Raw genomic sequence first — 25,771 nt, 5'->3', positions numbered from 1 at the left:
ATTAAAATGGGGATGGCAAAGCTGCCATCCCTTTTATCACAATATACTCTTTACATCTAGCACCGAATCCAAAATATAATCCGCCTCATGCTTTTCAAATTCACTTCTTGCATCTTTTCCAGATAATCCGGTTAAAACGGCAGCGAATTTGCATCCGATGGTTCTTGCCGCTAAAAGGTCTGCTAACGAATCTCCAACAACTAAGATCTCTTCCCTGTTTTCAAGTGGCAGCGGGGTATTCAAATAATCGATTAGAGAAGCCCCTTTCCCCTGTTCAGCCAATATATAGGTGTATGGATGCGGCTTAGACAAGGACCCTTCTTGAGGGAACTCCTTCTCCACAATTAACACGTCATCAGCTGTAACAATATGCTTTTCATCAAAGGATTTTAACCAATCTAAATGCTGAAAAGGCAATATCGTTTCTAGGGCAGGCCTACCAGTTCCAATTCCAATCTTATATCCGGAATTTTTTAGGAAACTGAAAAACTCGGCAATATCCTTTTTTGGTGCTAACGTTGTTTCATTTGCTAGAAATCCTTCTTTACCTAGCTGAACGGAGGGTCTCCCCGTAGATTCTAATACATTTTCATCTCCAACATACCATTCCTGGGATACATGTTCACAAACGGACCAAAGCGTCCGGTCCTTATCAAAAATAGACGTTTCGACTCCTAGCTTTTCTTTTGCTAGTACATTTAGGTACCCTAAAAGCTCTTGTTTAACGGCATGTGACCGTTCAAACTCTTCAGTAAATAAAGCGAAATTCATTTGAACCTGATATTGGCTTAAAACCTGTCCCATTTCTACTAAAGTATCCCTTGAAATTGGGGCTTTGAGCCACTGATTGATTTTTTCATGTTCACTATCGATAATTTGTTCAAATAGATGAATGAGCTGGCAGCAAAAGGTTAAATAAATCATATCCCAGTTTGCATTTAGACCGCGTGATTTTTGAAGCTTTAATACTTGGTCATTCTCAAACACCTGTGTACGAATCTGTTGAATCTCAGATTCTGTATAGCTTATTTTAAACAACTCAGGTGATAAAGCTAAATAATTTTTGCTGATTAACAGTTCCCAAACCGTCAGTGCTGAGGCATCAAAATAGTGCTCCTCACTTAATAGAACTCCATCGACATCAAAAAGAATTGTTTTTACCATTTACAGTCCCTCTTCTTCCTGCGCTTTTATCCTTTATCGTACCACAGCAGCCTATATTTTTTAAAGCCAAGACTATGTTAAATTTAGTTGTTGATTTCCGCTCCAGGCACAAGCGGTTCGGGGGCGGTTCGGGGAGCCTCCTCGTCGCTTCGCTCCTGCGGGGTCTCCCCTGTCCCGTACTCCCACAGGACACTGAACTGCTTCCTTGAATCCGCCCACGAACGAAGAAAATGCGTTAGCATTTTCGAGGAGTCTTCGTGCCTTCCGCTCCAATCAACGCCGTTCAAAAATCAGCATTGTCCTTTAACACAGCCAAAGCCAAAAAAAGCCATATGCTAATTGACTAAGCAGCATGGCCCGTTTCTATTTAAATAGGCAATGAGTTTTCATGACTAATATATTGATTATACAAATCTTTTATAGCAGCAATTAATGCATTTGCGGCTTTTCCGCGATAATCATTCTTAAAAATTTCAACTATATCCTCAATTCCATCCTGAAGACTATGCCCTTTCAGAATTTGCTGGACATAATGCCTGCCATGTTCTGTAGCAAGCGTACAGGAGGCTTCAATAATCACACCGTATTTTTTATCGATTTCCACAGTAATCGTTAAAGATTCAAATACATTTTGTGCCGCCATTCCTTGAGGCAAACGGGAGTGCCCTGCCAAAAAATAAGTATTTAAGCCCGCCATAATTTCACCCATCTCTATATATCTTTTCATATTATATTAAACACAGCTTCGTCATTTTCCTCCTAAATTCGATAAAAAAGCCAATAAAACTATCAATGACAAAATCATCACTGAAGGTTTTACTGGCTTTTATTTGAAGTCCTTTGAAAAGGAGGGATAAATAAATTAGGCAGTTCCTATAAAATATTTACTTATAAAAGACTTAATCTATACCAATTGAAATATATTTAACCTCTAAATACTCATCAATCCCGTAATGACCGCCTTCTCTGCCAAGGCCGCTTTCCTTAAATCCACCAAATGGTGCTTGGACTGTCGATGGTAAGGCATCATTCAAACCTATAATTCCATATTCAAGCTGTTCGGTTATTCTAAAGGAACGGCTTAAATTTTGTGTATATACATAGGCTGCTAGTCCATAAATAGAGTCATTTGCACGATCAATAACTTCCTCTTCCGTTTTGAAGGTTGCAATAGGGGCAAGCGGCCCAAAAATTTCATCCCGCATACATTCCATCTCATCATTAATATTTGTTATGATGGTTGGAGCGTAGAAATATCCGTTTTCTTCAGCTGGTTTTACACCGCTAAAAGCAATTTTTCCACCCTTATTTACTGCGTCCTCAACAAGTGTTTCAACCTTTGATAAAGCGGCTTGATCAATTAATGGACCAACATCGATTCCTTCATCTAAACCATTACCGACCTTTAATTTTTCTAATTCATTTTGGAACAAATCAACAAATTGATTTGCGACTGTTTCCTGAACATAGACACGGTTCGTACATATACAGGTCTGTCCGGCATTACGGAATTTGGATTGCACTAGACCCGCAGCCGCTTTTCTTAAGTCGGCATCATCCATAACGATAAATGGAGCATTTCCACCAAGTTCAAGTGATACCTTTTTAACTGTGTCAGCAGCTCCACGCATCAATGTTTTCCCAACTTCTGTCGAACCGGTAAAGGTAATTTTCGTTACACGAGAATCCTTTAACCAAACATCACCAATTTCTGAAGATCTTCCGGTTACGACATTTATAACTCCCTTAGGTACCCCTGCCTCATGGGCAAGCTCAGCCAATTTTAATGCTGTAAGCGGTGTTTGATTGGCCGGTTTTACAACGGCTGTACAGCCTGCAGCTAGCGCAGGACCGACTTTTCTCGTAATCATCGCAGCCGGGAAATTCCAAGGCGTAATGGCCGCAATAACCCCGACAGGTTCTTTTCGAACAAGGATCCGCTTATTTGGATGTGATGCAGGAATCGTTTCCCCGTAAATTCTTTTTCCCTCTTCAGCATACCAAGAAATAAATCCATTGGCGTAAACCACTTCTCCCAATGCTTCTTTAAGAGGTTTTCCTTGCTCAATTGTCATGATTCTAGCAATCTCATGTTTATTTTCTTCAATTAAATAATGCCATTTCATTAATATTTGATAACGCTCATCGGCTGTCTTTTTTGACCAGGTTTGAAATGCGGTATGAGCTGCATCAACTGCTTTAATTGCTTCATAGGCTCCACCAGTTGGGACAGCACCGACAACTTCCTTTGTTGCCGGATTCACGATTTCAGTAAAAATCTCAGAATCATTTCCAATCCAATTTCCATCTATATACATCGGATAAATTTGATACTTTTTTTCTACTCTTTCCATTCATTTACCTCCGATTTTACAGGGCCGGATCAATGGCAAATACCGATTCCATGGATTCCTCAAGAATTTTGAGACCCTCTTCAAGCTGTTCATCCGTGATGGTTAACGGCATTAGGATACGAATAACGTTAGAAAAAATTCCCGCGCTTAATAATAAAAGCCCTCTTTCTCCTGCAGCTTTGACGATTTTTCCAACCGTTTCCTTATCAGGAGTTTTTAGCTGCTTATCCTTCACAATTTCCATTGCACACATGGCACCAAGACCACGGACATCGCCAATACAGTCAAAGCGCTCAGCAAGGATTTGCATTCTCTCTACAACTCTATTTCCTAACTTCTCGGCACGCTCATTAAGATTTTCACTTTCAATAATATCCAAAACGGTTAGTGCAGCACGGCATCCAAGCGGACTGCCTGAATATGTGCCGCCAATTTCACCGACTTCAGCGGCATCCATAATTTCGGCACGACCGATCACACCACTGATTGGCACCCCTGCCCCCATCGATTTAGAAATAGTGATTAAGTCCGGTTCAACCCCAAAGTGTTCAATGGCAAAATATTTACCTGTTCGGGCAAATCCAGTTTGAATTTCGTCAGCTACAAATAAAATGCCATATTGATCGCAAATTTCTCGGACACGCCCTACAAAGGCAATATCAGGAACAATAAATCCGCCTTCACCTTGGACCGGCTCCATAACAACTGCTGCAATTGTTTCAGGGGCAACTTCAGAAACTAAAAACTGTTCAAATTGCTCAATAATCATCTTACTGTATTGTTCCTCGCTCATCCCATCAGGACGGCGATAAACATAAGGGTATGGCGCTTTGTAAACTTCCGGTGCAAATGGGCCAAAACCAAATTTATACGGCTTAACCTTGCTTGTCATAGTCATCGTCATTAACGTTCTGCCATGAAAACCCCTTGTGAAAGAGATGATTCCTTGTCGTTTCGTATATTTCCTTGCAATTTTAACTGCATTTTCAACGGCTTCCGCACCGCTGTTAAAAAAGGCTGCCTGCTTTGCAAAATTGCCAGGGGCAAGCTTGCAGAGTCTCTCCGCAAGCTTGATATAGGATTCGTACATCATGACATTAAACCCTGTATGAATAAATTGACTTGCTTGTTCCTGAAGGGCTCTTACCACCCTCGGATGGGAATGACCGACATTTAATGTTCCAATCGCCCCTGCAAAATCAATATAAATATTTCCATCAACATCCTCCACGATTGCACCCTGTGCTTTTTTCACAAAGGATTGAATATTATTGCTAATCGCCTTAGGAACATATTGGTTTCGACGCTCTAATAGTTCCTGTGATTTTGGTCCTGGAATGGATGTTTGGAGCTTAACATATTTCTTTTCCACGTCTTTTTGCTCCCCCTTAAAAAAACATATCCCTTAGTCTAAACGATGTTATTTCACTTGAGCTAGCACTTGCTTAAAGGTGCTGACAACTTTATCGATTTCTTCATAGCTGATTGTTAAAGCAGGTTCAATACGAATGGTTTTTGAGTTAATCAATGTTCCTGCAACAAGGATACCGTTATCAAACATTCCTTTTGACACCTCATAACCGATCTCATCCTTATGGAATTCGATGCCAATCATTAGGCCTTGACCACGGATTTCTTGTACTTTATCTTCATGGCCAACCGTTGCTTTTTTCAACTCAGCAAGGAAGTATTCTCCAGCCTCAGCTGCACGCTGTGGTAAATTCTCTTCAATTAACACACCGATTGTAGCAATGGCTGCAGCACAAGCAAGCGGGTTTCCTCCAAATGTTGTTGTATGCATAAATGGATTAGCGAACCAGCTTTTGAACACTTCCTCTTTTGCCACGATCGCACCAGCTGGCATTACACCGCCGCCAAACGCTTTTGCAAGACAGATGATATCTGGTACTACATCATATAATTCAGCCGCAAACATTTTACCTGTACGGCCCATACCTGTTTGTACTTCGTCGAAAATGAGTAATGCGCCATATTGGTCACAAAGCTCTCTTACTTGTTTTAAATAGCCTTCTGGAGGTAGGATAATTCCGCCTTCACCTTGGATAGGCTCAAGAATAACAGCTGCCACATCTTCCCCGACTGATGCACAAACTTCAAACGTTTTTCTCATCATGTCGATATCGCCAAATGGAACGTGACGGAAACCAGGAATTAATGGAAGGAATGGCTTACGGAACATTCCTTTCGCTGTTCCGGATAATGAACCAAGGCTCTTTCCATGGAACGCGCGAGTAGTAGAGATAAAAGTCGTTCTCTCACTGTACATTTTTGCAAGTTTTAAAGCTGCCTCGACACTTTCTGTACCACTATTTGTAAAGAAAGCATATTTCAAATCACCAGGGGTAATTTCACCTAAAATTTTTGCCAGCATTGCACGAAGTGGATCAAGAAGATCCTGGCTGTGAAGGGCTTGGCGTTTTAATTGATCAGTAACCGCCTTTACAACCTTTGGATTACGGTGTCCAACATTGTAAATTCCAAAGCCGCCAAGACAGTCAATATATTCTTTACCATTAACATCTTTAAAGCCAGCACCGCTATCAGACCATTCTACTGCAGCGAATTGACCTCCTTCAGTAACGGTTTTACGGTATTCAAGGAATCCAGGGTTGACATTTTCACGGAAACCATCAAGGGTTTCTTTTGTAATCCAAGCTGCATCTTCTTGCGTAATATCTTCTTTTTCTATTAAATTTAAAACCTTGTTAATATATTCGGTTACATTTTGATTCTTTTCACTTTTTACTTCACTTTTAAAATCGATACTCATGTTTATCTCTCCTTGTTAGTTATAAATATTTGAATTTTGTATATATATTTTTCAAGTTCCGGTGCCCTAAAACGGGCGCTTTCACTTTTCAAAATTAGTTTGAAAACCAGCCGATTGGTTCAACCTGCAGGTTAATATTAATTTGTTTAATCTCTTGGAATTCTTCAAGACCGAATGTTCCAAGACTTCTTCCGATACCGCTTTGTTTATAACCGCCCCACGGTGCTTCGTTGTAAGTTGGGTGGTAAGCGTTAATCCAGGTAATTCCGGAACGAACCTTTTTAATCACTCGTAAAGCCTTTGCTCCATCGGTTGAGAATACAGCACCAGCAAGGCCGTAAACAGTGCTATTAGCAAGTTTGATCGCTTCAGCTTCATCCTTGAATTTTTGAATACAAACAACGGGACCAAAGATTTCCTCTTGAACAATTTTCATATCATTGTTTACATCAACAAAAACAGTTGGTTCAACAAAATAGCCATTTTCTAGACCATTATCAACAATTCTGTTACCACCACATGCAATCTTTGCACCTTCTTGTTTTCCAAGGTCAATATAATGAAGAACTTTTTCCATGTGTTGCTGGCTGACAAGTGGTCCCATTTCTGAATCAGGATTATTCCCTGGACCAACTTTAATTTGCTTCGCTCTTTCGACAAAACGGTCAACAAACTTATCATAAATGCTTTCTTCGACAAGAATTCTTGATCCAGACGAACACACCTGACCTGTACCACAATAAATTCCAAATAATGCCCAATCTACAGCGGTTTCAAAGTCAGCATCTGCAAAAATAATATTTGGTGATTTACCACCTAGCTCCAAAGAAACCTTTTTCATGGTATCTGCCGCAGTTTTCATGATATGTTTTCCTGTTTTCGTGCCGCCGGTAAACGAAACCATGTCTACTTCAGGATGAGAAGCAATTTCATTTCCAACAACTGCCCCCGCTCCCATGACCATATTGGCAACACCTTTTGGCAAACCGATTTCTTCAAAAATTTCAAATAATTTTTTCGGAGTTACCGGAGTTACTTCAGATGGTTTAAAGACAATTGTATTTCCTGCAGCTAATGCTGGAGCAATTTTCCAAACACTCATTAGTAATGGATAATTCCACGGAACTATTAAGCCGCAAACGCCGACAGGTTCACGGACTACCATTGCCTGCATTGGATCTGCTACATGGTAGGTAAAGCCATCCGGTTTAGTAATCAACCCTGCATAGTAACGGAAACAAGCAGCTGCATCACCAATATCGCCCCCAGCTTCTCTTAAGGTTTTACCATTGTCCATTGTTTCAAGCTGAGTTAATTCTTCTGCATACTCATCAATTTTGTCAGCAATTTTAAATAAATAGGAGGCTCTTTCCTGTGCTGATAATCCAGACCATACTCCCTCTTCAAAGGCTCTGCGGGCAGCAAAGATTGCCGTGCGTGCATCTGCGACCGTACCCTCAGGTGCATGGGTAATCACTTCACCATTGGCTGGATTAATGACTGGGCGTGTTTCTTGATTTTCAGAATCTTTCCATTCGCCATCAATAAACATTTTTAGATTTGCAACTCGGTTTTTTATTTCGACCATGTGAAATTTCCTCCTTAATTAATCCTCACTATCTATTAATGCAAGAAGCGTGCCAACTCTAAAAACCTATTAATTAAAGGATTTAACAAGTTACCTTACAGAAAGCTATTCATTTTTGCATAAACCTATTATTTTTTGCATAGGCCCTATTGAACATGGTGGTTGATTTACGCTTCAGGCGCTTCGCTCCAATCAACTTTGGTTCAAAAATTTTTACCCATACTATATATAAAAAAAAGCTGCATCAGATTTTAGGTCTGATGCAGCTTTTGGTGATTATGTGGATAATTTTTCGGTATTTAGATTTTTCTCACTTACAATTTTTTGATATTTCCTGCTGACGGAGGACTGGCTGATTCCTAATGCCTTTGCTGCTTTGGTTGTTGTTTTATATTGCTTCATAGCGAGGACAATTAACTGTTCCTCCACCTGATCGATTGCCTCCTGCAGAGGGATGACTCTCGTAATCACAGGCTTCATTTTTTTATATTCATAGCCTAATGATAAAAACTGGCTGACAAATTCTGCATCAATAGCCTGCTCATCCGCAGAAACAACTAATCTTTCAATAATATTTTGCAATTCCCTTACATTCCCTGGCCATGGATAAAACTCCATCACATTAATCGCATCCGGTGTTAAATGATAATTCCGCTCATATTTTTCATTTAACTGCTGAAGAAAATGAAATGCAAGCAACGAAATGTCCTCAACCCGTTCTCTTAATGGTGGAATATGAATTGGAATGACATTCAGGCGGTAAAATAAATCCTCTCGGAAGGTACCTTCCTCCACCATTTTCTCTAATTTCTTATTTGTAGCAGCAATGATTTGGACATTGATCTTAAACGGAGTGGTACTGCCGACAGGAATAACCTCCTGCTCCTGAAGAACTCGCAGCAGCTTTACCTGCAGATGCATCGGCATTTCACCAATTTCATCCAGAAACAGGATTCCCCCATCCGCTTGTTTGAAATATCCGTCTTTTCCGTTCTTATCGGCACCTGTAAAAGCACCCTTTACGTATCCAAATAATTCGCTTTCCAATAAATTTTCCGGGATGGCACCACAATTCAATTTTAGAAATGGATACTCCGCTCGTTTTCCTAGCTGATGAATTGCTTGAGCAATAACTTCCTTTCCGACACCGGACTCCCCATTGAGCAGGACAGTGGAAGAAAAATCAGCAATTTTCTTTACTTGCCCCATAATCTTTTCCATTTTCGGGCTGCAATAAATTAACTTTTTTAAAAAGCGGTCCTTACTTTTAAACGTATCCAATTCCTTCTTATACTGCTCTGAGATCTTTTTCATTTCTTTTAATTCGCTTTTCAGCTTAGTAGTTTCTGTGATATCCCTAGAAGCAATTATGATACGATCCAATTCATTTTCATCATTAAAAATAGGATTTCCAACCGCAAGAATCCGTCTTCCATTTTTCGTTTCCTGAACAACAGAAACCTTTTTCTTTCGTTCCATAACTAACCTTGTCACAGAAGGAGTGAACAACCCTTGGTCCTCAAGCTGGAACATATTTTTTCCAATCAACTCTTTTAAATCTACCTTCCAAAAGTCCTGGATGATGTTTTCGCTGTACCTGATTAATTCACCTTTCGCATTTACTACTAGTATCTCATCATAAATGCTCGAAAGAATGGCATTTAAGTCTTTATTTAAATCCTTGATATGCTCAATTTCCATCGCCATTTCTTCAACCATTGGTAAATCTTGTACCACGATGATGATTCCATCTACTTCATGGTCATAGTTTAATATAGGACTATAATCAACGAGGACCCCTGTTCCGTTGGTAATTTCGAGATGATTTAGAAGCGTTTTTCCGGTTTCAAAAACATTCTGAATGTGCTCTCCGCTAAAAATATTTTCTGCCGGAAGATTTAAAACCTGATCGGAGGTTGATTTAATCATTTTTAAGCCAGCATCATTACAATTGATGATTCGTTTTTCTTTATCTAAAACAAACATCCCCATTGGTATCGAGGTAAGCATGATTTTTAATAAATCCACACTTTTATTTTCTTGTTTAAAAAGCTCTGCCAGGATGTCTTCCCTGAGAATGTAGCCGCTCGGAATTCCATCCTCTCCTCTTATGATTGCAAATGGTTCCCCGACAATTTGAAATAGGACGGGTAATGAAATATGTTCCCCTAAATAACAGACATTTTCAATTGACTTTGTATGCTCAAGTAAAACCGCTAACTTGAAATTTTGCCTTTCCAGCTTTTCAAGTAATGGTGTATTCATTATCGCATAGGCAAATAATTTGTCCTGTTTTTTCAGGAATAAAAAGGGTTCCTTGATGTTTTTAATGGAAGATCCAACTATTTCTTGATTCTCGCTGATTTCAACTGCTATTATTGGCTTAATTTTTTCCTTTGCCACGGAAAACATCTATTACATCCCCCTTAAAGCCTTGTCAATCTTATACTACACGTAATACAGAAAATTTCAAATAGAAAAAAATGCTTAAAAGGAAGATGTAATCTCCATCTTCCTTTTTTTAAAAAGTTAGTCGCTTCCTGTAAAGAACAAATCTTCTTTAACATATGCCAGGACCATTCCGGGAATGACTTGATCCCCTTCTTGAACCTCCAATGAATGAATTTCTCCGCTTATTCCCGTTTGAATCGTTTCGACGATACCTTCTGCAGTTTTGATTGTAAATAATGGCTCCCACTCATAAATTCTGGATTCTCCCTTTATGGAAACTTTTTCAATCTTTCCGTATACAGGGCTAAGAACCACATCAAAATCCATGCCTTCTAACCTCCTAATGTTCATATTGCTCCTGAAAAGATTGCGTGTGTAAGACAAGATCAAAAAATTCATAGAATTCAGGAATGTCTTCTTGTTCAATTCCTAATTTGTATGCCCAAAATTCATCATTAGGGGTATCTTCCTGGCAAAGTAATACCATGTTTCCTGTCTGCAAAGAGGTGACCATTGCTTTTCCAAAGAAATGCTCGGAGTAACCAATCGTTAAATCATAGCGGTGGTTATTGGAAATAATACAAAAATAGTGGAGAAGCTGCTGTTCCTTTTGTTCAGATAAGAATTCTAATTTCATTAAAAAAATCCCCCTTCTTTTATATTTGGCCTTTTAAACTTAGTTGTTGATTTCCGCTCCAGGCACAAGCGGTTCGCGGGCGGTCCGGGGAGCCTCCTCGTCGCTTCGCTCCTGCGGGGTCTCCCCTGTCCCGTACTCCCACAGGACATTGAATTGCATCCTTGAATCCGCCCACGCACGAAGGAAATGCGGTAGCATTTTCGAGGAGTCTTCGTGCCTTGCGCTCCAATCAACGTTGTTCAAAAACAACATGGTCCTTTAACAAAGCTTAATATTTAAGCCAGCCTCTTAATCTTGAAGCCTCTGCCAAGCGCTGGATTCCTTCGATATAGGCAGCAATTTTCATATTGACGTTGTATCTTTTTGAGGTGTTATATACATTTTTAAAACTATCGGTGATTTTCTCCTTAAGGCGGCTGTCAACCTCTTCCTCTTTCCAGTAGTAGCCTTGATTGTTTTGACACCATTCAAAATAGGAAACAATAACTCCGCCGGAATTTGCAAGGATATCAGGGACAACCAGAATATCCCGCTCATCAAGAATGTTCAACGCTTCTTTTGTAGTCGGTCCGTTCGCTGCTTCAATGACAATACTACAATTAATCTTGTGAGCATTTTGTTTATTAATTACACCAGAAATCGCTGCCGGAATTAAAACATCGCACTCTTTTTCTAATAATTCTTGGTTTGTAATCGCTTGATTAAAACGGTTGCTGACGATTCCAAATGAATCCCGACTGTCAATTAAGTTAGGGATATCTAAACCATTCTCATCATATACCCCACCAAGCAGGTCTCCAATCCCGATTACCTTTGCTCCCAATTCATATAAATAGTTAGCTAAATAGCTTCCGACATTACCGAAACCTTGAATAATTACGCGCATATCTTTTAATGGCATATTTTTTAATTCACTTACCATTTGTAAAGTATATAAAACACCTTTAGAGGTAGCTGTTTCGCGGCCTTTGGACCCGCCCAAGGCAATAGGCTTACCGGTAATAAATCCTGGTGAGTCAAATTCACGGATATGGTCATATTCGTCCAGCATCCAGGCCATAATTTGAGAGTTTGTATACATATCAGGTGCGGGAATATCTTTTGTTGGTCCGACAATTTGACTTACTGCTCTTACATAGCCTCGGCTCAATTTTTCCAATTCATTTAAACTCATCTCACGCGGATCGCAAATAATTCCACCTTTTGCCCCTCCATATGGAAGATCGGTAATTCCGCATTTTAAACTCATCCATCCGGCCAATGCCTTTACCTCCTCAGGGGTAACATCTGGATGAAAACGAATCCCGCCTTTAGTTGGACCAGGTGCATCATTATGCTGAGCACGGTATCCTTGGAAAATCTTTGTTTGCCCATTATCCATGGTTATCGGAATACTAACCTCTAAAAATCTCATTGGTTTACTTAAAAATTCAAATACTTGAGATGGATAATTTAGGACGCTTGCCGCTTCCTTTAATGTTTCTTGAAATTCATTAAGCGAATTATCCTGTTCCTTTAAATTAGTATCATTTTTCTGTGTACTGACTGTCATTTTAACACCTCATTTTTTATTCTTATAAAAGGTATTAGCAAGTTCCGTGCCAACTTGAAAAAGCCGCTATTTTACTGAGTTTTTTTAATACATAGCAGCTATGCGCTTTTGAAAATTATGAAAAAATGATTGAGGTTATGCAATTTTGCATAATTTTTTCAGAAAAATAAAAAAACGCATTCTAATTGGCTAGAATGCGTTTTCAACTACCATATATTAGGCTTCTTCAGCCTTAAATTGTGGCGGAGCATTACGGAAAGCTTTCGTTAAATAGAGTAGATATGTAAACCCAATGGTAAACCACGCTAATCCCATAATCAAAGAACTGGCTTCAAGGTTGAACCAGAGAACCCCAACCGTCCCGGCCCCAATTAATGGCATAATTACATAATTGAAAAATCCTTTTGGCGTTCGATGCATTTTTTTCCGGAATGCATAATGACTTATGACAGAAAGGTTAACAAATGTAAAGGCCATTAACGCACCAAAGTTAATTAAAGAAGTAGCTGTTACTAAATCAAAGAACCAAGCCGAAAGAGAAATCACTCCTACCAGGATCACGTTAAAGACCGGTGTCCTATATTTTGGATGAATATAACCAAACCACTTTTCAGGAAATACATTGTCACGCCCCATTACGTATAATAAACGTGAAATACTGGCTTGAGATGCAAGGCCGGAAGCGAGAGTATTTACAAGAGTGGTGCACAAGAAAATTGATTGGAACAGTTTCCCACCAACAAAAAGTGCAATTTCCGGAAGTGCTGCATCCGGATTTTTGAATCTTGAAATGTCTGGGAAAAATAATTGAATAAAAAAGGAAGTAACAACAAAGATAATGCCGCCGAATAATGCAGTAAGCAAAATGGCTTTAGGAATTGTTTTTTTCGGGTCCGGTGTTTCCTCCGAAAGAGTCGTAACCGCATCAAATCCCAAAAAAGAAAAGCAAAGAATTGTTGCGCCGGTAACTAGAAGGGAGGCATTCATTCCTTCTTTAAAAAAAGGCTGTAAATTGAATACAGTCCCCTGCCCCTCACCATGATTCAATCCATTTATAACAAGGACGATAAATACAATAATAATCGCTATTTGAACAAATACAAAAAATGCATTGAAATTTGCAAGAATATTAACACTTCGCAAGTTTAAAAATGTAACGATTCCAACAAAAATCAATACCCAAATGAAATCAGGAACGGAAGGGAATAAAGAATTTAAATATAGTTTTGTTAATAGTGCATTGACCATGGGCAAGAATAAGTAGTCCAGCAAAGATGACCAGCCTACAAGAAATCCCAAGTGGCTGTTAATTGCTTTTTGTGTGTACGTATACGCCGATCCAGCTTCTGGAAAAACCCGAACGAGTTTTCCGTAACTTATAGCTGTAAATAGCATTCCAAGTAATGCAATGATATAAGCTGTTGGAACATGCCCATTTGTTTCCCCAGATACAATTCCAAAGGTGTCAAAAACAGCCATGGGAGCCATATAAGAGAGCCCCATAACGACAATCTGCCATAACTTGAGCGACCTTTTTAAATGTACAGTATTTTCCACATATCATTCCCCCAAAAATTAAATAATTAAACCGCTTTCAACGGGTAAATAACCCTTTTGATTTTCACTAATTTTTCACTCCCCCTTACTTTTAAAAAGTTCAATATACTAAAGTGCAATTTTTATGCCAATATTTCTACTCTAATAATAGTAGAAAAAACACTTACTATCGGTAGTTAGTTTCATTAGTGCAGTTAATTAACAATTTTCAGAATTATGCATTCATGCATACATTATTCCATAGTAAATAAAATTTGTCACCAGAAATTTCGACATTCTTTGAGTACTTTCTTCATAATTAAAGATAATAAAAAGCAGTGGCATTCCATAATACGGAATCCACTGCTTTTTAGGGGTGTGAAACAATCATGTGAAACAAGAAAAATTCGGGTGGTGCCAGGCACTTATTTTGCAAATCGATGATTTCCGATTGTAACCGTAACCGGTCGTGAGAAAATCCATTTACTTTGAGCTGTTCTTGGATTGTAGAAAAATAGTGAGCCGTTTCCTTGACCTCTAAAGGCTAATGCTTCATTTACAGCACGTTTGGATGCTGCGTCGGCTGGTTGATTGATTCGACCGTCTTGTACAGGAGTGAATGCATAGTGTCCATTAGAGATTTGATAAATCACTTTTCTTATGGTATTTGGAAAATCAGGGCTTGAAACTCTGTTTAAAATAACCGTAGCAACTGCCACTTTTCCTGCATAAGGTTCACCAACTGCCTCTGCATGTACAAGTCGAGCCATTAGCTCTTTATCTGCTGCTGAGACTGTAGAGTATGGTAATGTTATAGTTTGACCTGCATAAAGAGGTGCATTATGGTTTGCTGCCATTAAGCTATTTACAGGTATTCCGAATCCTTTTGCAATTTTCCAGTATGATTCACCATATTGTACTTTATGTGCTGTTCCTGTTGCCGCTTCTGATTTTGTTGTTAAAGTAAATGCTGATAAAGATACCATCATACCCGCAGCAATTACTAGTTTCTTAAGTTTATTAAATTTCATATCTTAAAACCTCCTAATCATTTCGCTCGTTTGTCTATCTATAAGGCTATCAGTTGTAACATTCTTATTCAGTACCCAAAAAGTGGAAGGTATAAATAAACTCATTTAGCCACTGCTATAAATGCATTTATTCAGCAAATGGAATTACCAACCAAAAATCATTTTTTTCCAGACCTCAACTAAATTGGATGTTTTAGGATGCTTTTTTACAAGATGTTTCGCTCATGTAACACAAACCGGAAATCTTCACCAAATTGACATCATTCAACTAAAAATCAAAAAGGAATCTTTCCTATCTTTTTAGAAATAATATAGAAGAAATTGAAAATGAGGAGGTTTTATTAATGAATAATCAACTAGTTAGTGTATTAAATAAGCAAATCGCCAATTGGTCTGTTCTCTACATGAAGCTTCATAATTATCATTGGTATGTAAAAGGAAACCAATTTTTTACGTTACATACTAAATTCGAGGAATTTTATAATGAAGCAGGTGTTCACGTGGACGAACTTGCCGAACGACTCTTATCCATTGGTGGAAATCCTGTCGCAACCATGAAAGAATGTTTGGAGCTTTCATCCATCCAAGAAGCAAACGGCAACGAAGCCGCTGAGGCCATGGTTCAATCCATTATTAACGATTTCTCAATTATCACCGGGGAATTAAAAGAGGGAATGAACTTAGCCGGGGAATTGAATGATGAAACGACCGGCGATATGCTTCTAGCCATCCACTCTGGCTTAGAAAAACATATTTGGATGCTCCAAGCCTTCCTTGGTAAAACAATTTAAACCTGTTATAGAGTCCAGCATGATGATTGGACTCTGTTTTTTGCATTCATTTAAATTATAATAATTATTAAAAAGGATTGACTTTTAACTAATATTAATATTATTATAATAGTAACAGAAAAGGATTTATTTAGGAGGCTGCAATTATGACAGAAAAATTAGAAGTAATTGTTTACAGCAGTACTGGCTGCCCTTATTGCGAAAAAGTAAAATCTGCTTTAAAGGATTGGGGAATTGAATACGAAGAACGGAATGCTTCCATACATAAAGAGTATTTCGATCAGCTAAAGGAACGGAAAATTTTTGGTACACCTGCAACCTTTATTAATGGCAAGCTTGTATTAGGTTTTCAAGAGAAAAAGTTTAGGAAGCTTCTTGATATTCCTGAAGATGCTGATAGTTCGTCCAACAAGGAAAAACCAACTATGGAACAAGTGAAGGTTGAGGAAACATCTATTTTTCAACCTGTAACCCCTCAAGTTCTCGAAGAAGTTTATGATTTTGTTACAATCGGAGGAGGACCTGCCGGAGCATCTGCAGCTGTTTATGCAGCACGCGGAAAATTAAAGACTCTTGTCATTGATAAGGCGCCTAAGGCGGGAACCTTAGCTATTACCCATAAAATCGCGAACTATCCAGGAGTACGTGAAGAACTGACTGGTCTCGAGCTTTTAACTAGAATGCAGGCTCAAGCAAAGGATTTTGGGGCGGAATTTGTTCGTTCTACTGTATTATCTGTGGATTTCACGAATGAAATTAAGAAGATTGAATTGGCAAAGGGAACGGTTCAAGCGAAAAGTGTCTTTATTGCGGTTGGTGCAAAGGCTCCATCAAATAAAATAAAGGGAGAAGAGGAATTTACCGGACGAGGTGTCAGCTACTGTTCAACTTGCGATGCCGCTTTCTATCAGGACCAGGTTGTCGCAGTTGTTGGAGATAACGAAGAAGCCATTCATGAGGCTGAAACACTTTCAAAATATTGTAAAAGGGTCAAATTATTAATTCCAATTGAGAATTTAAAAGGGGATGCAGACCTATCCGGGCTTGAAAACAATCCAAAGGTTGAAATCTATCGCCGTCATCGTTTAAGAGAAATTATTGGAACGGATAGCGTTGAGAAAATTGTGATTTTAAATGATAAAAAAGAAGAACAAGTATGGGATGCAGATGGTGTCTTCTTATATCTTGGCGGGATGAAACCGGGAACCGATTTCTTAAAAGGCGCAGTAATGCGAGATGAGGAAGGCTATGTGAGTGTTGATGAACTTCTTCAGACTAGTGCCGAAGGTGTTTTTGCCGGCGGGGATGCGAGAAGAACTCCAATCAAACAAGCGGTCATTTCTGCAGCGGATGGCGCGATTGCTGCAATAGGGGCAGAGCAGCACGTTAATAAACGGACTAAACTACGTCCGCAATATAGTTGATTTTTTATAAAACTAACGGATTCAGATGTTCTGAGTCCGTTTTTTTATTTTTCCTCATTTCAGTCCCTTTTCCTCATAGTTAGATATTTTTCAACATTTTTCAAAAAATCAACCTTTGTCCATTACGCGTGAAAAAAACAAGCATAAATTATTATGAATAGAAGTAGGAGGTGATTCTACAATGTCTGATGGACACGGAAACAACTTTGCGCTAATTGTTGTTCTATTCATCCTCTTAATCATTGTTGGTGCATCCTTTATGATGTACTGATGATGATTGGATTATAGGGTTAAAGAAGCGGCGGTGAACGTTTGTTCACCGCCACCTCTTTTTTGGAGTTTGTCGTCTATCGCTTAAACCTTTTCCTGCAAAATCGCATCTATTAAACAAATCTCTTGCGATTTACCCATTGCCGCTGCCAGTATTTCTTCAAACTCGGTAATTTGAGTTGCTCTCATGCCTTTTGCCCCGAAACTTTCTACCAATTGTACGAAATCAGGGTTTGAGAAGGTTACCCCATAATTTTCACCAAACGCTTTATTCATGGCCTCTACTTCAAGCTTTAACATGGAATCATTTAATAAAATAATGATAAAAGTCAGCCCTAAACGTTTGGCCGTTTCAAGCTCGGCGAAATTCATTAATGCTCCCCCATCCCCTGTTAACACAATCACCGTTTTTTCCGGTGCCGCCAATTTCGCCCCAATCGCACCTGGTATCGATATTCCCATTGAAGCTAATCCGTTGGAAATCACGAGTTGGTTTGCATGTTTCGGTTGAAAGGTTCTCGCTACTGCGACTTTATGAGCTCCTACATCCGAAATAACTACTGTTTGTTCAGAAGATAATTTTTCGATTACATGTAGAATGTTTTCAAGTGTTAAATTTGCAGGGTTAGGCACATTTTCACTAATAGAGTAGGCGTCTTCTATTCGCTTCTTTAGATCTCCAGCTGGCTGCCAAGGTTTAGACAGAATCTCCTGCTCAAAGATCAAACGAAGCGTTTCCTTTAAATTGCCTACTAATTCTCCCACAACCGGATAGCCCACCTCCACCTCGGCAGGTAAAGGGTCGATATGGAGAACCGATACTTTTTTCTTATTCCATTCCGACGGTAGTTTTTCATTAATGTCAAAACCAATTACCACAAGTAAATCGGACTCCTCCATCCCCCGGATGGCATAATCCTTTTCATTGAAACCAAATGAATAATAATTTTGTGGGTGCTCTTTTGATAAAATCCCTTTTGCCATAAAACTATTGGCAGTCGGGCAGCCTAACCGCTCAATAAAAGTTTGCACTTCCTTTACAGCATTTTGCCTAATGACCCCGTTTCCCAAAATAATAAATGGCTTTTTACATTGATTTAGCAATCGAGCGGCTTCCCTTAAAGCTTCTCCTGAAGGCACACTCATTGGCAATGGTGTAGGGGTTAAAGGTTTGGTTGTAGTATTGGCTTTTGCGATATTCTCCGGTAACTCAATTGCGACTGCCCCCGGTTTTTCGCTAGTAGCAACCCGAAAAGATTTTCTGATGATTTCCGGGATTGTATTGGCATCCTTTAATTGCACCGACCACTTTGCTGCCGGTTCAAAAACCTTAACTATTTCAACGTACTGATGCGCATTTTTATGCTGTACATTAAGGCCTTTTTGACCGGTTATTGCTACAACAGGAGAGTGATCTAGGTTGGCACTTGCAATACCGGTTAATAGATTTGTCGCTCCTGGTCCGAGTGTTGCCAGACATACACCAGGCTTTCCACTAAGACGGCCGTATACATCAGCCATAAAGGCAGCTCCTTGCTCATGCCGGACTGTTATGTATTTTATTTTTTCTGATTTTGATAAAGAATCGGCCAAATCAATGACTTCGCTACCAATAATTCCAAAAATAAATTCAACACCTTCGTTTTCTAAGCAATATACCAATAAATCCGAAGCTTTCATTTTTTTCCTCCAGTTATCTTTCTTACATCTATTCTTTACCCAAATTTATTTTTCCATAAAACATAACTAGAATTGGACGCTAATACATATAGAATGTATGCGTGTTTTTAGAAGGGGGGACTAATGATGGTAAATCAGGATTTATAGATTCTAACAATCAAATGTTAATTGCCCCGGAAACATTTGCCGCACAGCCAGAATCATTAACGGAACAACTATTTATCGAACGCTCCTTAGAAGAAAATAAATTTTGGCTGCGTATTATGAAAGAGCATTCTTATTTTTTGGGCGAAGGTTTTGGCCGCCATGACAAACATCTGATTCAACAGACAGACCGCTTTTATCATTATTTTCAGGAACAGGAAAAAAGAGCCTACAATACTCCCAATAACGTTACCGCTGTCCGTAAATTAAACGAAGACTCGATTAACCTAGTTTTAGGTTTACGGAATTTCAAAAGAAATCTTCTAATCTTAATCATCAATTGTAAGGTAATGGGATTTAACTTTCCGCCTCTGGTCGACCATATTGCCAGGGAAGCTGAATATTTTATGCGGACGTTAAAAAAATTCAATGAAGGAATTTTAGATCCCATTCAAGATGCGATTATTAAAGAAAATGTGTTTTGGTTACGGATTATGATGGAGCATTCCCGATTTATTGCTTCACTATTAGATCAATCGGAACGAAATTTAGTAAGAGCGGCATTGAAATTTGGGGATGATTTTGAAGTTCTTCTCAATCAGGCAAGAGATGTTGAATCAATGCTCTATTAGAAACAACCAACCTACCCGATTATCGGAAAGTTGAATAAAGACAGTGAAAACGCTGCACAAGAAATTCGCAATTTTAAGCAGGCAGGATTAGATTTTATTAAAAATTGTCAAATCAGAAATGTAATTGATCCGTTATTGGCCGACCATGTCGTGAGAGAGGCGGACCATTTCCTTCATATGGTACGTGTATTAGAGGAAAGGTTAAAGGTGAAGCAACAGGAACTTCAACAATAATAAAACAAAGAAGAGACAAGAAAGGGCTGTCTCTTCTTTTGATTCTTGGAAGATTAAATTTCTCCGTATACTACTTTTCCCTTAAAAATAACAGCCTCACGCTTTGGTCTCCTGGCAACTGTTTCTGCTGAACAAGAGGCATTTACTAAAATGAGATTTGCCTCATCGCCTTCCAGCGGCCAAGTAACCTTACCATCTTTTGATAGTGATGTCATTCCACCTGTGGCCCATTTTAAAGATGAAGAAAGTGATTTTTCATCGCTTTTTCTATAAAGTTCACAGAAGTTTGTAACCTTTTCTAATACATCCCCTGTTCCAAATGGCCCCCAAGAGTCATAAAATCCATCACACCCTAAAAACACATTTACTCCTTTTTGATCCAGAATATCAATTGGAGGCAATGTTCTGGTAATTGGGATGGTTGACATAATGGACATTCCTAATGCACTTAATTTATCAGCAATCTCCTCTTGTTGAGGGATTGGTACATCCCCTAAGCTAAATGCATGGCTAACTGCCACACGATTATGCCAATTTGCTTCCGATACCAACTCAGTTAATTTGTCAACAGTATAATATCCAACATGTCCCCCATCATGTAAATGAATATCTACATCGGCATCGAATTCGGTCGCTAAATTCATTACCTCAAATAGAGATTTTTCGATATTATGGTCAATACCAGCCGGGTCAAGTCCACCGACAAGCTGAGCCCCAGATCTCATAGCTTCTTTCATAAGCGGAATGACATTTTCTCGTAACAAGCCGTGCTGTGGAAAAGCAACAATTTCGTAGGTCAATTTATCCGAGTACTCCTCAAGTGCGGCTTTGACCCCCTCCAAGTTTTTCAAACCGATATACGGATCAATATTCACATGCGTACGGATATGTGTTGCCCCATTTGATAAAAGTAATTCAATCATATTGCTTGCACGTTGTTTTGTTGTTGGTGCTAATTTTTCAAGCTCCAATGCTTCCAAACGCAAGCGGTCTGCTAAATTTTTTGACGGTTTACATGCCTTCCAATCAAGAGAAAGATAGGTTTTATCTAAATGGTTATGCATTTCTTTAAATGTTGGAATCGCTAGAAGCTCTTTTCCATCCACTACTTTTTCTTCGGCAGGTATTTCAAAGCTATGCTTCTGCTTTTCTACGATCTTTCCATTCTCTATTTTTAAATGAAAAAGCTCTGTCTTTGTTTCGTCAGCTCCCTTTTCATCTTTAACAAAGCCGGTTTCGAGCCTAACATTGGTTAACCAATATGGTAATGCCATTTTTCATTCCTCCTCCAGTCTATTAAGCTAATACAGATCTTGGTTTTTCTAGTTTACTTTCCACCTTTTTCCCTTTAAAAAATAAAGATTCAACTTCTGACCTTCGTGCAACGGCCTCAGCTGAACATGAGGCCTTTACCAACATCATCGTTGCATCATCCCCAACATTTGGCCAAACCCGTTCGCCTTTTTCGTTTAATGGAGTAACTCCTCCAGTTGCATATTTCAAAGAAGCTGATAATGAATACTCTTCAATCATTCGGAATCTCTCTGCGAGGATACTAATTTTTTGAATGGTATTCCCTGTTCCAAATGGCGACCAGTGATCTGTGATGCTGTCATGTCCAACAGAAACCTTTATACCTAATTTATCCAGAGTTGGAATCGGAATCGTCGGGCGATTCACAGGAACTGTTGTCGTTACATCAATATTCTGCTCGTTCAACATTGCAGACATTTCTTCAAGTGCATTTCCCTGTAAATCACCTAAGGCGATACCGTGGCTGATGGTCGCTTTTCCTTTCATTCCTGCTTCCTTCGTATAATGAGCCATTCTTTCAAAGGTAAACGCACCTAAACTATTAGGATCATGTAAATGAATATCCACCCCTGCATCTGCTTCTACAGCAATATCAAAAATTGTTTCAAGTGATTTTTCAATATTTCTGTCTACTGTTGCAGGATCAACTCCGCCAACTAGGGTAGCACCATTTCGCATAGCATCACGAATTAATTGAACAGAATTACTCTTTAACAATCCATGCTGTGGAAAGGCAACAATTTCATAGGTTAAAACATCTTTATATTTTTCAAGGGCATTGACAGTTGCCTCTAAGTTTTTCAACCCAATGACTGGGTCTACATTACAGTGTGTTCGGATATGTGTATGACCGTTTTGGAGGAGCAGCTCTATCATTTTTTCCGCCCGCTCCCCGGCAGTTGGCAATAATTTCGGCAGCAGTTCCTTCTCTTCTTCTAATCTCGTAAAAATTCCTTTGGTTAACGGGGTACAAGCCTTCCAAGGGCCGCCATAATAAGTTTTATCGATGTGAATATGCATATCCCTTAATGAGGGTAATAGAAGGTTTTCTTTAGCATCAACCTGATTTTCCTCAGGGAGAGGCGCTGTATAGCTGATTTCAGCTATTTTTCCGTCTTCTATTTTCAAATGACAAATTTCCGTTTCTGTCCCAGCAATTCGTCCTTCTTCAAAAATAAATCCTTTTTCGAGACGAACATTCTTTAACCAATAAGATTTCATTTCCATTCCTCCTATTTTTATATCTTTCTCTTAAAATACTAATAGAGGCACTTATCAATAAGGTAAGTGCCTCAGATGATGATTACTTCACAGTCACATCATTAATCATTAAATAGCTTGCAGGATTCATCCAGAAACCATTAATATTTTTGCTATAAGCTGCAATGTGCTCATAGTTTCGGATTGGTACATAGACTGCGTCAGCTAATTCTATTTTCATAACTTTCTCGTAAAGAGCCTTTCGTTTTGTTTCATCCATTTCTTGGCGCGCTGCTACGATAAGTTTGTCTGCTTCCGGATTACTATAATAAAAAGTATTTCCGGCAGGACCTTGTGATGAGGAATGGAATAAGTTGTATTGGTTATAGTCTCCATCTCCAGTGGCATTTCCCCAGCCGCCGATTGCCATATCAAATGTACCTTTTTCTATTACGTCAATATAAGCACCATATTCCATAACCTGAATTTCCACATCAACCCCAATTCCTTTTAACTGGGATTGAATAACCTCAGCCATATTAATACGCTCTTTTCGATCACTGGTTAGCAAGGTTAATTTCAAACCTTTTTGATATCCAGCTTCCTTCAATAATTTCTTTGCTTCGTTAATGTCATAATCATATGGCTGTACATTCTCACTATATCCGAATACCTTTGGACTCATTGCCGAATTGGCAAGCGTCCCTACATTGTTGTAAACACCTTTAATGATCGCTTCCCTCTCAATCGCATGACTAATTGCCTTACGAACCTTGACATTGTCAAGCGGTTTTTTCTTTACATTAAACCCAAGATATTCAACTGCAAGTCCATCTGTACGATACAAGCCCATTGTATTAGACGCTTCGATTCGTTCGATCTCCGTAACAGGAACCTGGTCATTAATTTGTGCCTCACCTGTCTCAATCATCGCTAAACGTGTTGAATCTTCAGGAACAACCTTAAAGACTACACGATCAATCTTTGGTTTTGTACCCCAGTATTTATCATTTTTCTTTAGAGATATTTCCTGACCGGATTTCCAATCTTCAAAAACAAATGGACCTGTACCTACTGGGTGTTCAGACAACTTTTCCGAATTTTCTTTTATCGCTTTCGGACTGATAATACTTCCTTCACTACTTGCAAGAATGGACAATAATGGTGCATATGGATACTTAAGCAATAACTGCACGGTATAATCATCGACAATCTTTACTTCTTTAATCATTTCAAATTTTGCACGAGAAGGTGATCCAACCTTTGGATCCAGCAATCGATCTAAAGTTGCTTTTACTGCTTCTGCATTAAACGGTGCACCATCATGGAAACTTATCCCTTTTCTCAGTTTGAACTCCCAAGTCTTATCATTTATCACTTTCCAAGATTCAGCTAGTAATGGCTGAATGTGCATGTCCTTATCGGGTACAACCAATGTTTCATAAACCTTTTGATAGATAACATTATTTGATGGGATATCGGTAATAAACTGCGGATCCAGCTTTGTCGCATCTGAAAGACGAACAATGGTTAACGTCCCTCCTTCTTTTGCTGCTTCGGACTTATTATCGGTCTTATTTTCTGTGTTTGATTTTGTTGAACATGCCTGTGTAAACAATAGAACTAATCCTATTAAAACGACTAGCATACCGTTTTTAAAGATTGATTTTTTCTTCTTCATTTTCTTCTCCCCTTTTTGTAAGAATTTGAATGTTACATGCAATTTACCTTTTCTACCAATCCTTCTTGCGCTTAATTGAATTATAGAAGAATAATAAATTGAATATTTACAGAATTTTTACATGTTTTTAAAATATTTTGACAACTGTTTTAAAAAATATTTTACATTGGTTGAAATTTTGATAATTTGATAATAATTCTTTTACAAAAGGCTTTGTTAAAGAACTAATGTTGATTTTTAAACAAAGTTGATTGGAGCGGAAATCAACAACCAAGTTAAACACAGCCTTACAAAAAAGAAGGAGGTAAAGAGAGGAGGCAATCAGTGGTAAACACATTATGAATATAACAATGAATTTCAGGGGGGAATTTTATGTCAGTTGAAGTTAAAACCGGACAAACCGTTAACTTGAAACAAACCGTTGCCTATCAGAAATCATCCAAATGGAAGGAGTCCCTTTCCATATTAATGGATAATAAAGCAGCTATGGTCGGAGCATTTATTATTCTCTTTTATATTTTGGTTGCATTATTTGCTCCATTACTTGCACCATTTGATCCATACAATGTTGATTTAACACATAAGCTTCAATCTCCTTCCATCCATCACTGGATGGGAACGGATGATAAAGGAAGAGATATTTTAAGCAGGATTATTTATGGCTCGCGTTTATCGATGGGAGTGGGTTTTGCAGCTGTTCTTTTCGGTGCATTTTTTGGAATTATTTTTGGACTTATTGCCGGCTACTTTGGCAAGTGGGCGGATACCATCATCATGCGAATCATGGATGTTATGCTTGCATTCCCTGGTATCTTACTCGCTCTTGCAATTATTAGTGCCCTCGGACCTAGTTTAATCAACGTGACAATCGCGGTTGGTGTTTTCTCTGTACCCCTTTTTGCAAGAATTGTTCGTGGTTCGACACTTGAAGTCAAACGCTTAGAGTATATTGATGCGATTCGTTCCTTAGGAGCAAATGATTTTACCATTATCACCAAACACATTTTCCCGAATATTTTGTCGCCAATTATTGTTCAAGGAACTTTAAGGCTTGCAACAGCTATTCTTTCAGCTGCAGGTCTATCTTTCTTAGGACTTGGCGCTCAGCCGCCTTCGCCTGAATGGGGAACCATGCTTAGTAATGGTCGAGATTTCATTTTTTCAGCTCCATTTATGGCTCTTTTCCCGGGCCTCGCTATTTCAATTCTAGTAATGGGCTTTAATATTTTTGGAGATGGATTACGAGACGCGTTTGATCCACGGATGAAAAAATAAAAAATCCTTTAAGAGGGGACTG

At 38.8% G+C, this 25,771-nt stretch carries 20 protein-coding genes and 1 pseudogene; 5 read left to right on the top strand and 16 right to left on the bottom strand.

Annotated features, from left to right (window positions below; genetic code table 11):
• Window positions 1–36 precede the first annotated feature (36 nt).
• The 12 genes from E2K98_RS10505 to E2K98_RS10450 all read right to left on the bottom strand — a co-directional run bounded on the left by E2K98_RS10505 (window position 37) and on the right by E2K98_RS10450 (window position 15,104).
• The gene (locus tag E2K98_RS10505; protein WP_133334178.1) at window positions 37–1,164 is read right to left on the bottom strand and encodes an HAD family hydrolase; all 1,128 of its coding nucleotides are present in this window, start codon (window positions 1,162–1,164) and stop codon (window positions 37–39) included.
• A gap of 367 nt (window positions 1,165–1,531) precedes the next feature.
• The gene (locus tag E2K98_RS10500; protein WP_133334177.1) at window positions 1,532–1,861 is read right to left on the bottom strand and encodes a DUF3870 domain-containing protein; all 330 of its coding nucleotides are present in this window, start codon (window positions 1,859–1,861) and stop codon (window positions 1,532–1,534) included.
• A gap of 202 nt (window positions 1,862–2,063) precedes the next feature.
• On the bottom strand, window positions 2,064–3,482 hold the full coding sequence (locus E2K98_RS10495; RefSeq protein WP_133334227.1) for an NAD-dependent succinate-semialdehyde dehydrogenase: 1,419 nt from the start codon (window positions 3,480–3,482) through the stop codon (window positions 2,064–2,066).
• Between the two features lie 52 nt (window positions 3,483–3,534).
• Window positions 3,535–4,890, bottom strand: coding sequence for a 4-aminobutyrate--2-oxoglutarate transaminase (gene gabT / locus E2K98_RS10490; RefSeq protein WP_133334176.1), 1,356 nt, complete (start codon window positions 4,888–4,890; stop codon window positions 3,535–3,537).
• 48 nt (window positions 4,891–4,938) lie between these two features.
• Window positions 4,939–6,309 carry a putrescine aminotransferase gene (locus tag E2K98_RS10485; RefSeq protein WP_133334175.1) on the bottom strand — a complete coding sequence of 457 codons (1,371 nt, stop codon included), beginning with the start codon at window positions 6,307–6,309 and terminating at the stop codon, window positions 4,939–4,941.
• Window positions 6,310–6,403: 94 nt separating this feature from the next.
• On the bottom strand, window positions 6,404–7,897 hold the full coding sequence (locus E2K98_RS10480; protein WP_133334174.1) for an aldehyde dehydrogenase family protein: 1,494 nt from the start codon (window positions 7,895–7,897) through the stop codon (window positions 6,404–6,406).
• Between the two features lie 276 nt (window positions 7,898–8,173).
• Entirely contained in the window at window positions 8,174–10,309 is a 2,136-nt protein-coding gene (locus E2K98_RS10475; RefSeq protein WP_133334173.1) for a sigma 54-interacting transcriptional regulator, read from the bottom strand.
• Between the two features lie 117 nt (window positions 10,310–10,426).
• A complete protein-coding gene (locus E2K98_RS10470) occupies window positions 10,427–10,675 on the bottom strand; it encodes a biotin/lipoyl-binding protein (protein ID WP_133334172.1) in 249 nt (82 codons plus the stop codon).
• 13 nt (window positions 10,676–10,688) lie between these two features.
• Complete coding sequence (locus tag E2K98_RS10465) at window positions 10,689–10,985, bottom strand: SAV0927 family protein (protein WP_026576834.1); 297 nt, start codon at window positions 10,983–10,985, stop codon at window positions 10,689–10,691.
• A gap of 268 nt (window positions 10,986–11,253) precedes the next feature.
• Window positions 11,254–12,537 carry a Glu/Leu/Phe/Val family dehydrogenase gene (locus E2K98_RS10460; protein WP_133334171.1) on the bottom strand — a complete coding sequence of 428 codons (1,284 nt, stop codon included), beginning with the start codon at window positions 12,535–12,537 and terminating at the stop codon, window positions 11,254–11,256.
• Window positions 12,538–12,753: 216 nt separating this feature from the next.
• Window positions 12,754–14,094, bottom strand: coding sequence for an APC family permease (locus E2K98_RS10455; RefSeq protein ID WP_208025349.1), 1,341 nt, complete (start codon window positions 14,092–14,094; stop codon window positions 12,754–12,756).
• Between the two features lie 404 nt (window positions 14,095–14,498).
• Window positions 14,499–15,104 carry a cell wall hydrolase gene (locus E2K98_RS10450; protein ID WP_208025348.1) on the bottom strand — a complete coding sequence of 202 codons (606 nt, stop codon included), beginning with the start codon at window positions 15,102–15,104 and terminating at the stop codon, window positions 14,499–14,501.
• A 344-nt stretch (window positions 15,105–15,448) separates the two neighbouring features.
• On the opposite strand from E2K98_RS10450, the gene E2K98_RS10445 reads away from it, so the two are divergent.
• From E2K98_RS10445 to E2K98_RS10435, 3 genes are all read left to right on the top strand, one after another.
• Window positions 15,449–15,895 carry a Dps family protein gene (locus E2K98_RS10445; protein ID WP_133334170.1) on the top strand — a complete coding sequence of 149 codons (447 nt, stop codon included), beginning with the start codon at window positions 15,449–15,451 and terminating at the stop codon, window positions 15,893–15,895.
• Between the two features lie 146 nt (window positions 15,896–16,041).
• Entirely contained in the window at window positions 16,042–17,319 is a 1,278-nt protein-coding gene (locus E2K98_RS10440) for an FAD-dependent oxidoreductase (protein ID WP_133334169.1), read from the top strand.
• A 181-nt stretch (window positions 17,320–17,500) separates the two neighbouring features.
• On the top strand, window positions 17,501–17,590 hold the full coding sequence (locus E2K98_RS10435) for a YjcZ family sporulation protein (protein WP_133334168.1): 90 nt from the start codon (window positions 17,501–17,503) through the stop codon (window positions 17,588–17,590).
• 83 nt (window positions 17,591–17,673) lie between these two features.
• On the opposite strand, the gene E2K98_RS10430 is transcribed toward E2K98_RS10435, so the two are convergent.
• Complete coding sequence (locus E2K98_RS10430; RefSeq protein ID WP_133334167.1) at window positions 17,674–19,269, bottom strand: acetolactate synthase large subunit; 1,596 nt, start codon at window positions 19,267–19,269, stop codon at window positions 17,674–17,676.
• A 161-nt stretch (window positions 19,270–19,430) separates the two neighbouring features.
• Here E2K98_RS10430 and E2K98_RS10425 point away from each other — a divergent pair.
• Window positions 19,431–20,279 (top strand): annotated as a pseudogene (locus E2K98_RS10425) (DUF2935 domain-containing protein).
• A 53-nt stretch (window positions 20,280–20,332) separates the two neighbouring features.
• On the opposite strand, the gene E2K98_RS10420 reads toward E2K98_RS10425, so the two are convergent.
• The 3 genes from E2K98_RS10420 to E2K98_RS10410 all read right to left on the bottom strand — a co-directional run bounded on the left by E2K98_RS10420 (window position 20,333) and on the right by E2K98_RS10410 (window position 24,474).
• The gene (locus E2K98_RS10420) at window positions 20,333–21,553 is read right to left on the bottom strand and encodes an amidohydrolase (RefSeq protein ID WP_133334166.1); all 1,221 of its coding nucleotides are present in this window, start codon (window positions 21,551–21,553) and stop codon (window positions 20,333–20,335) included.
• Between the two features lie 22 nt (window positions 21,554–21,575).
• Window positions 21,576–22,814 carry an amidohydrolase family protein gene (locus E2K98_RS10415; RefSeq protein ID WP_133334165.1) on the bottom strand — a complete coding sequence of 413 codons (1,239 nt, stop codon included), beginning with the start codon at window positions 22,812–22,814 and terminating at the stop codon, window positions 21,576–21,578.
• A gap of 82 nt (window positions 22,815–22,896) precedes the next feature.
• Complete coding sequence (locus tag E2K98_RS10410) at window positions 22,897–24,474, bottom strand: glutathione ABC transporter substrate-binding protein (RefSeq protein WP_133334164.1); 1,578 nt, start codon at window positions 24,472–24,474, stop codon at window positions 22,897–22,899.
• A gap of 372 nt (window positions 24,475–24,846) precedes the next feature.
• Between E2K98_RS10410 and E2K98_RS10405 the strand changes: the two genes are divergently transcribed.
• Window positions 24,847–25,749: an ABC transporter permease gene (locus E2K98_RS10405; RefSeq protein WP_133334163.1), complete on the top strand. Its 903-nt coding sequence runs from the start codon at window positions 24,847–24,849 to the stop codon at window positions 25,747–25,749.
• Window positions 25,750–25,771 lie beyond the last annotated feature (22 nt).

This window comes from Bacillus salipaludis, from assembly GCF_004358205.1.
This window is presented reverse-complemented; position numbering and strand designations above follow the sequence as displayed.

Excerpts from the sequence above, each read along its gene's own strand:
- E2K98_RS10465 (WP_026576834.1), bottom strand. The coding sequence starts at position 10,985 with ATGAAATTAGAATTCTTATCTGAACAAAAGGAACAGCAGCTTCTCCAC.
- E2K98_RS10445 (WP_133334170.1), top strand. The coding sequence starts at position 15,449 with ATGAATAATCAACTAGTTAGTGTATTAAATAAGCAAATCGCCAATTGG.
- E2K98_RS10500 (WP_133334177.1), bottom strand. The coding sequence starts at position 1,861 with ATGGCGGGCTTAAATACTTATTTTTTGGCAGGGCACTCCCGTTTGCCT.
- E2K98_RS10420 (WP_133334166.1), bottom strand. The coding sequence starts at position 21,553 with ATGGCATTACCATATTGGTTAACCAATGTTAGGCTCGAAACCGGCTTT.
- E2K98_RS10470 (WP_133334172.1), bottom strand. The coding sequence starts at position 10,675 with ATGGATTTTGATGTGGTTCTTAGCCCTGTATACGGAAAGATTGAAAAA.
- E2K98_RS10435 (WP_133334168.1), top strand. The coding sequence starts at position 17,501 with ATGTCTGATGGACACGGAAACAACTTTGCGCTAATTGTTGTTCTATTC.
- E2K98_RS10430 (WP_133334167.1), bottom strand. The coding sequence starts at position 19,269 with ATGAAAGCTTCGGATTTATTGGTATATTGCTTAGAAAACGAAGGTGTT.
- E2K98_RS10440 (WP_133334169.1), top strand. The coding sequence starts at position 16,042 with ATGACAGAAAAATTAGAAGTAATTGTTTACAGCAGTACTGGCTGCCCT.
- E2K98_RS10495 (WP_133334227.1), bottom strand. The coding sequence starts at position 3,482 with ATGTATATAGATGGAAATTGGATTGGAAATGATTCTGAGATTTTTACT.
- E2K98_RS10460 (WP_133334171.1), bottom strand. The coding sequence starts at position 12,537 with ATGACAGTCAGTACACAGAAAAATGATACTAATTTAAAGGAACAGGAT.
- E2K98_RS10405 (WP_133334163.1), top strand. The coding sequence starts at position 24,847 with ATGTCAGTTGAAGTTAAAACCGGACAAACCGTTAACTTGAAACAAACC.
- E2K98_RS10415 (WP_133334165.1), bottom strand. The coding sequence starts at position 22,814 with ATGAAATCTTATTGGTTAAAGAATGTTCGTCTCGAAAAAGGATTTATT.
- E2K98_RS10450 (WP_208025348.1), bottom strand. The coding sequence starts at position 15,104 with ATGAAATTTAATAAACTTAAGAAACTAGTAATTGCTGCGGGTATGATG.
- E2K98_RS10485 (WP_133334175.1), bottom strand. The coding sequence starts at position 6,309 with ATGAGTATCGATTTTAAAAGTGAAGTAAAAAGTGAAAAGAATCAAAAT.
- E2K98_RS10505 (WP_133334178.1), bottom strand. The coding sequence starts at position 1,164 with ATGGTAAAAACAATTCTTTTTGATGTCGATGGAGTTCTATTAAGTGAG.
- E2K98_RS10475 (WP_133334173.1), bottom strand. The coding sequence starts at position 10,309 with ATGTTTTCCGTGGCAAAGGAAAAAATTAAGCCAATAATAGCAGTTGAA.
- E2K98_RS10410 (WP_133334164.1), bottom strand. The coding sequence starts at position 24,474 with ATGAAGAAGAAAAAATCAATCTTTAAAAACGGTATGCTAGTCGTTTTA.
- E2K98_RS10480 (WP_133334174.1), bottom strand. The coding sequence starts at position 7,897 with ATGGTCGAAATAAAAAACCGAGTTGCAAATCTAAAAATGTTTATTGAT.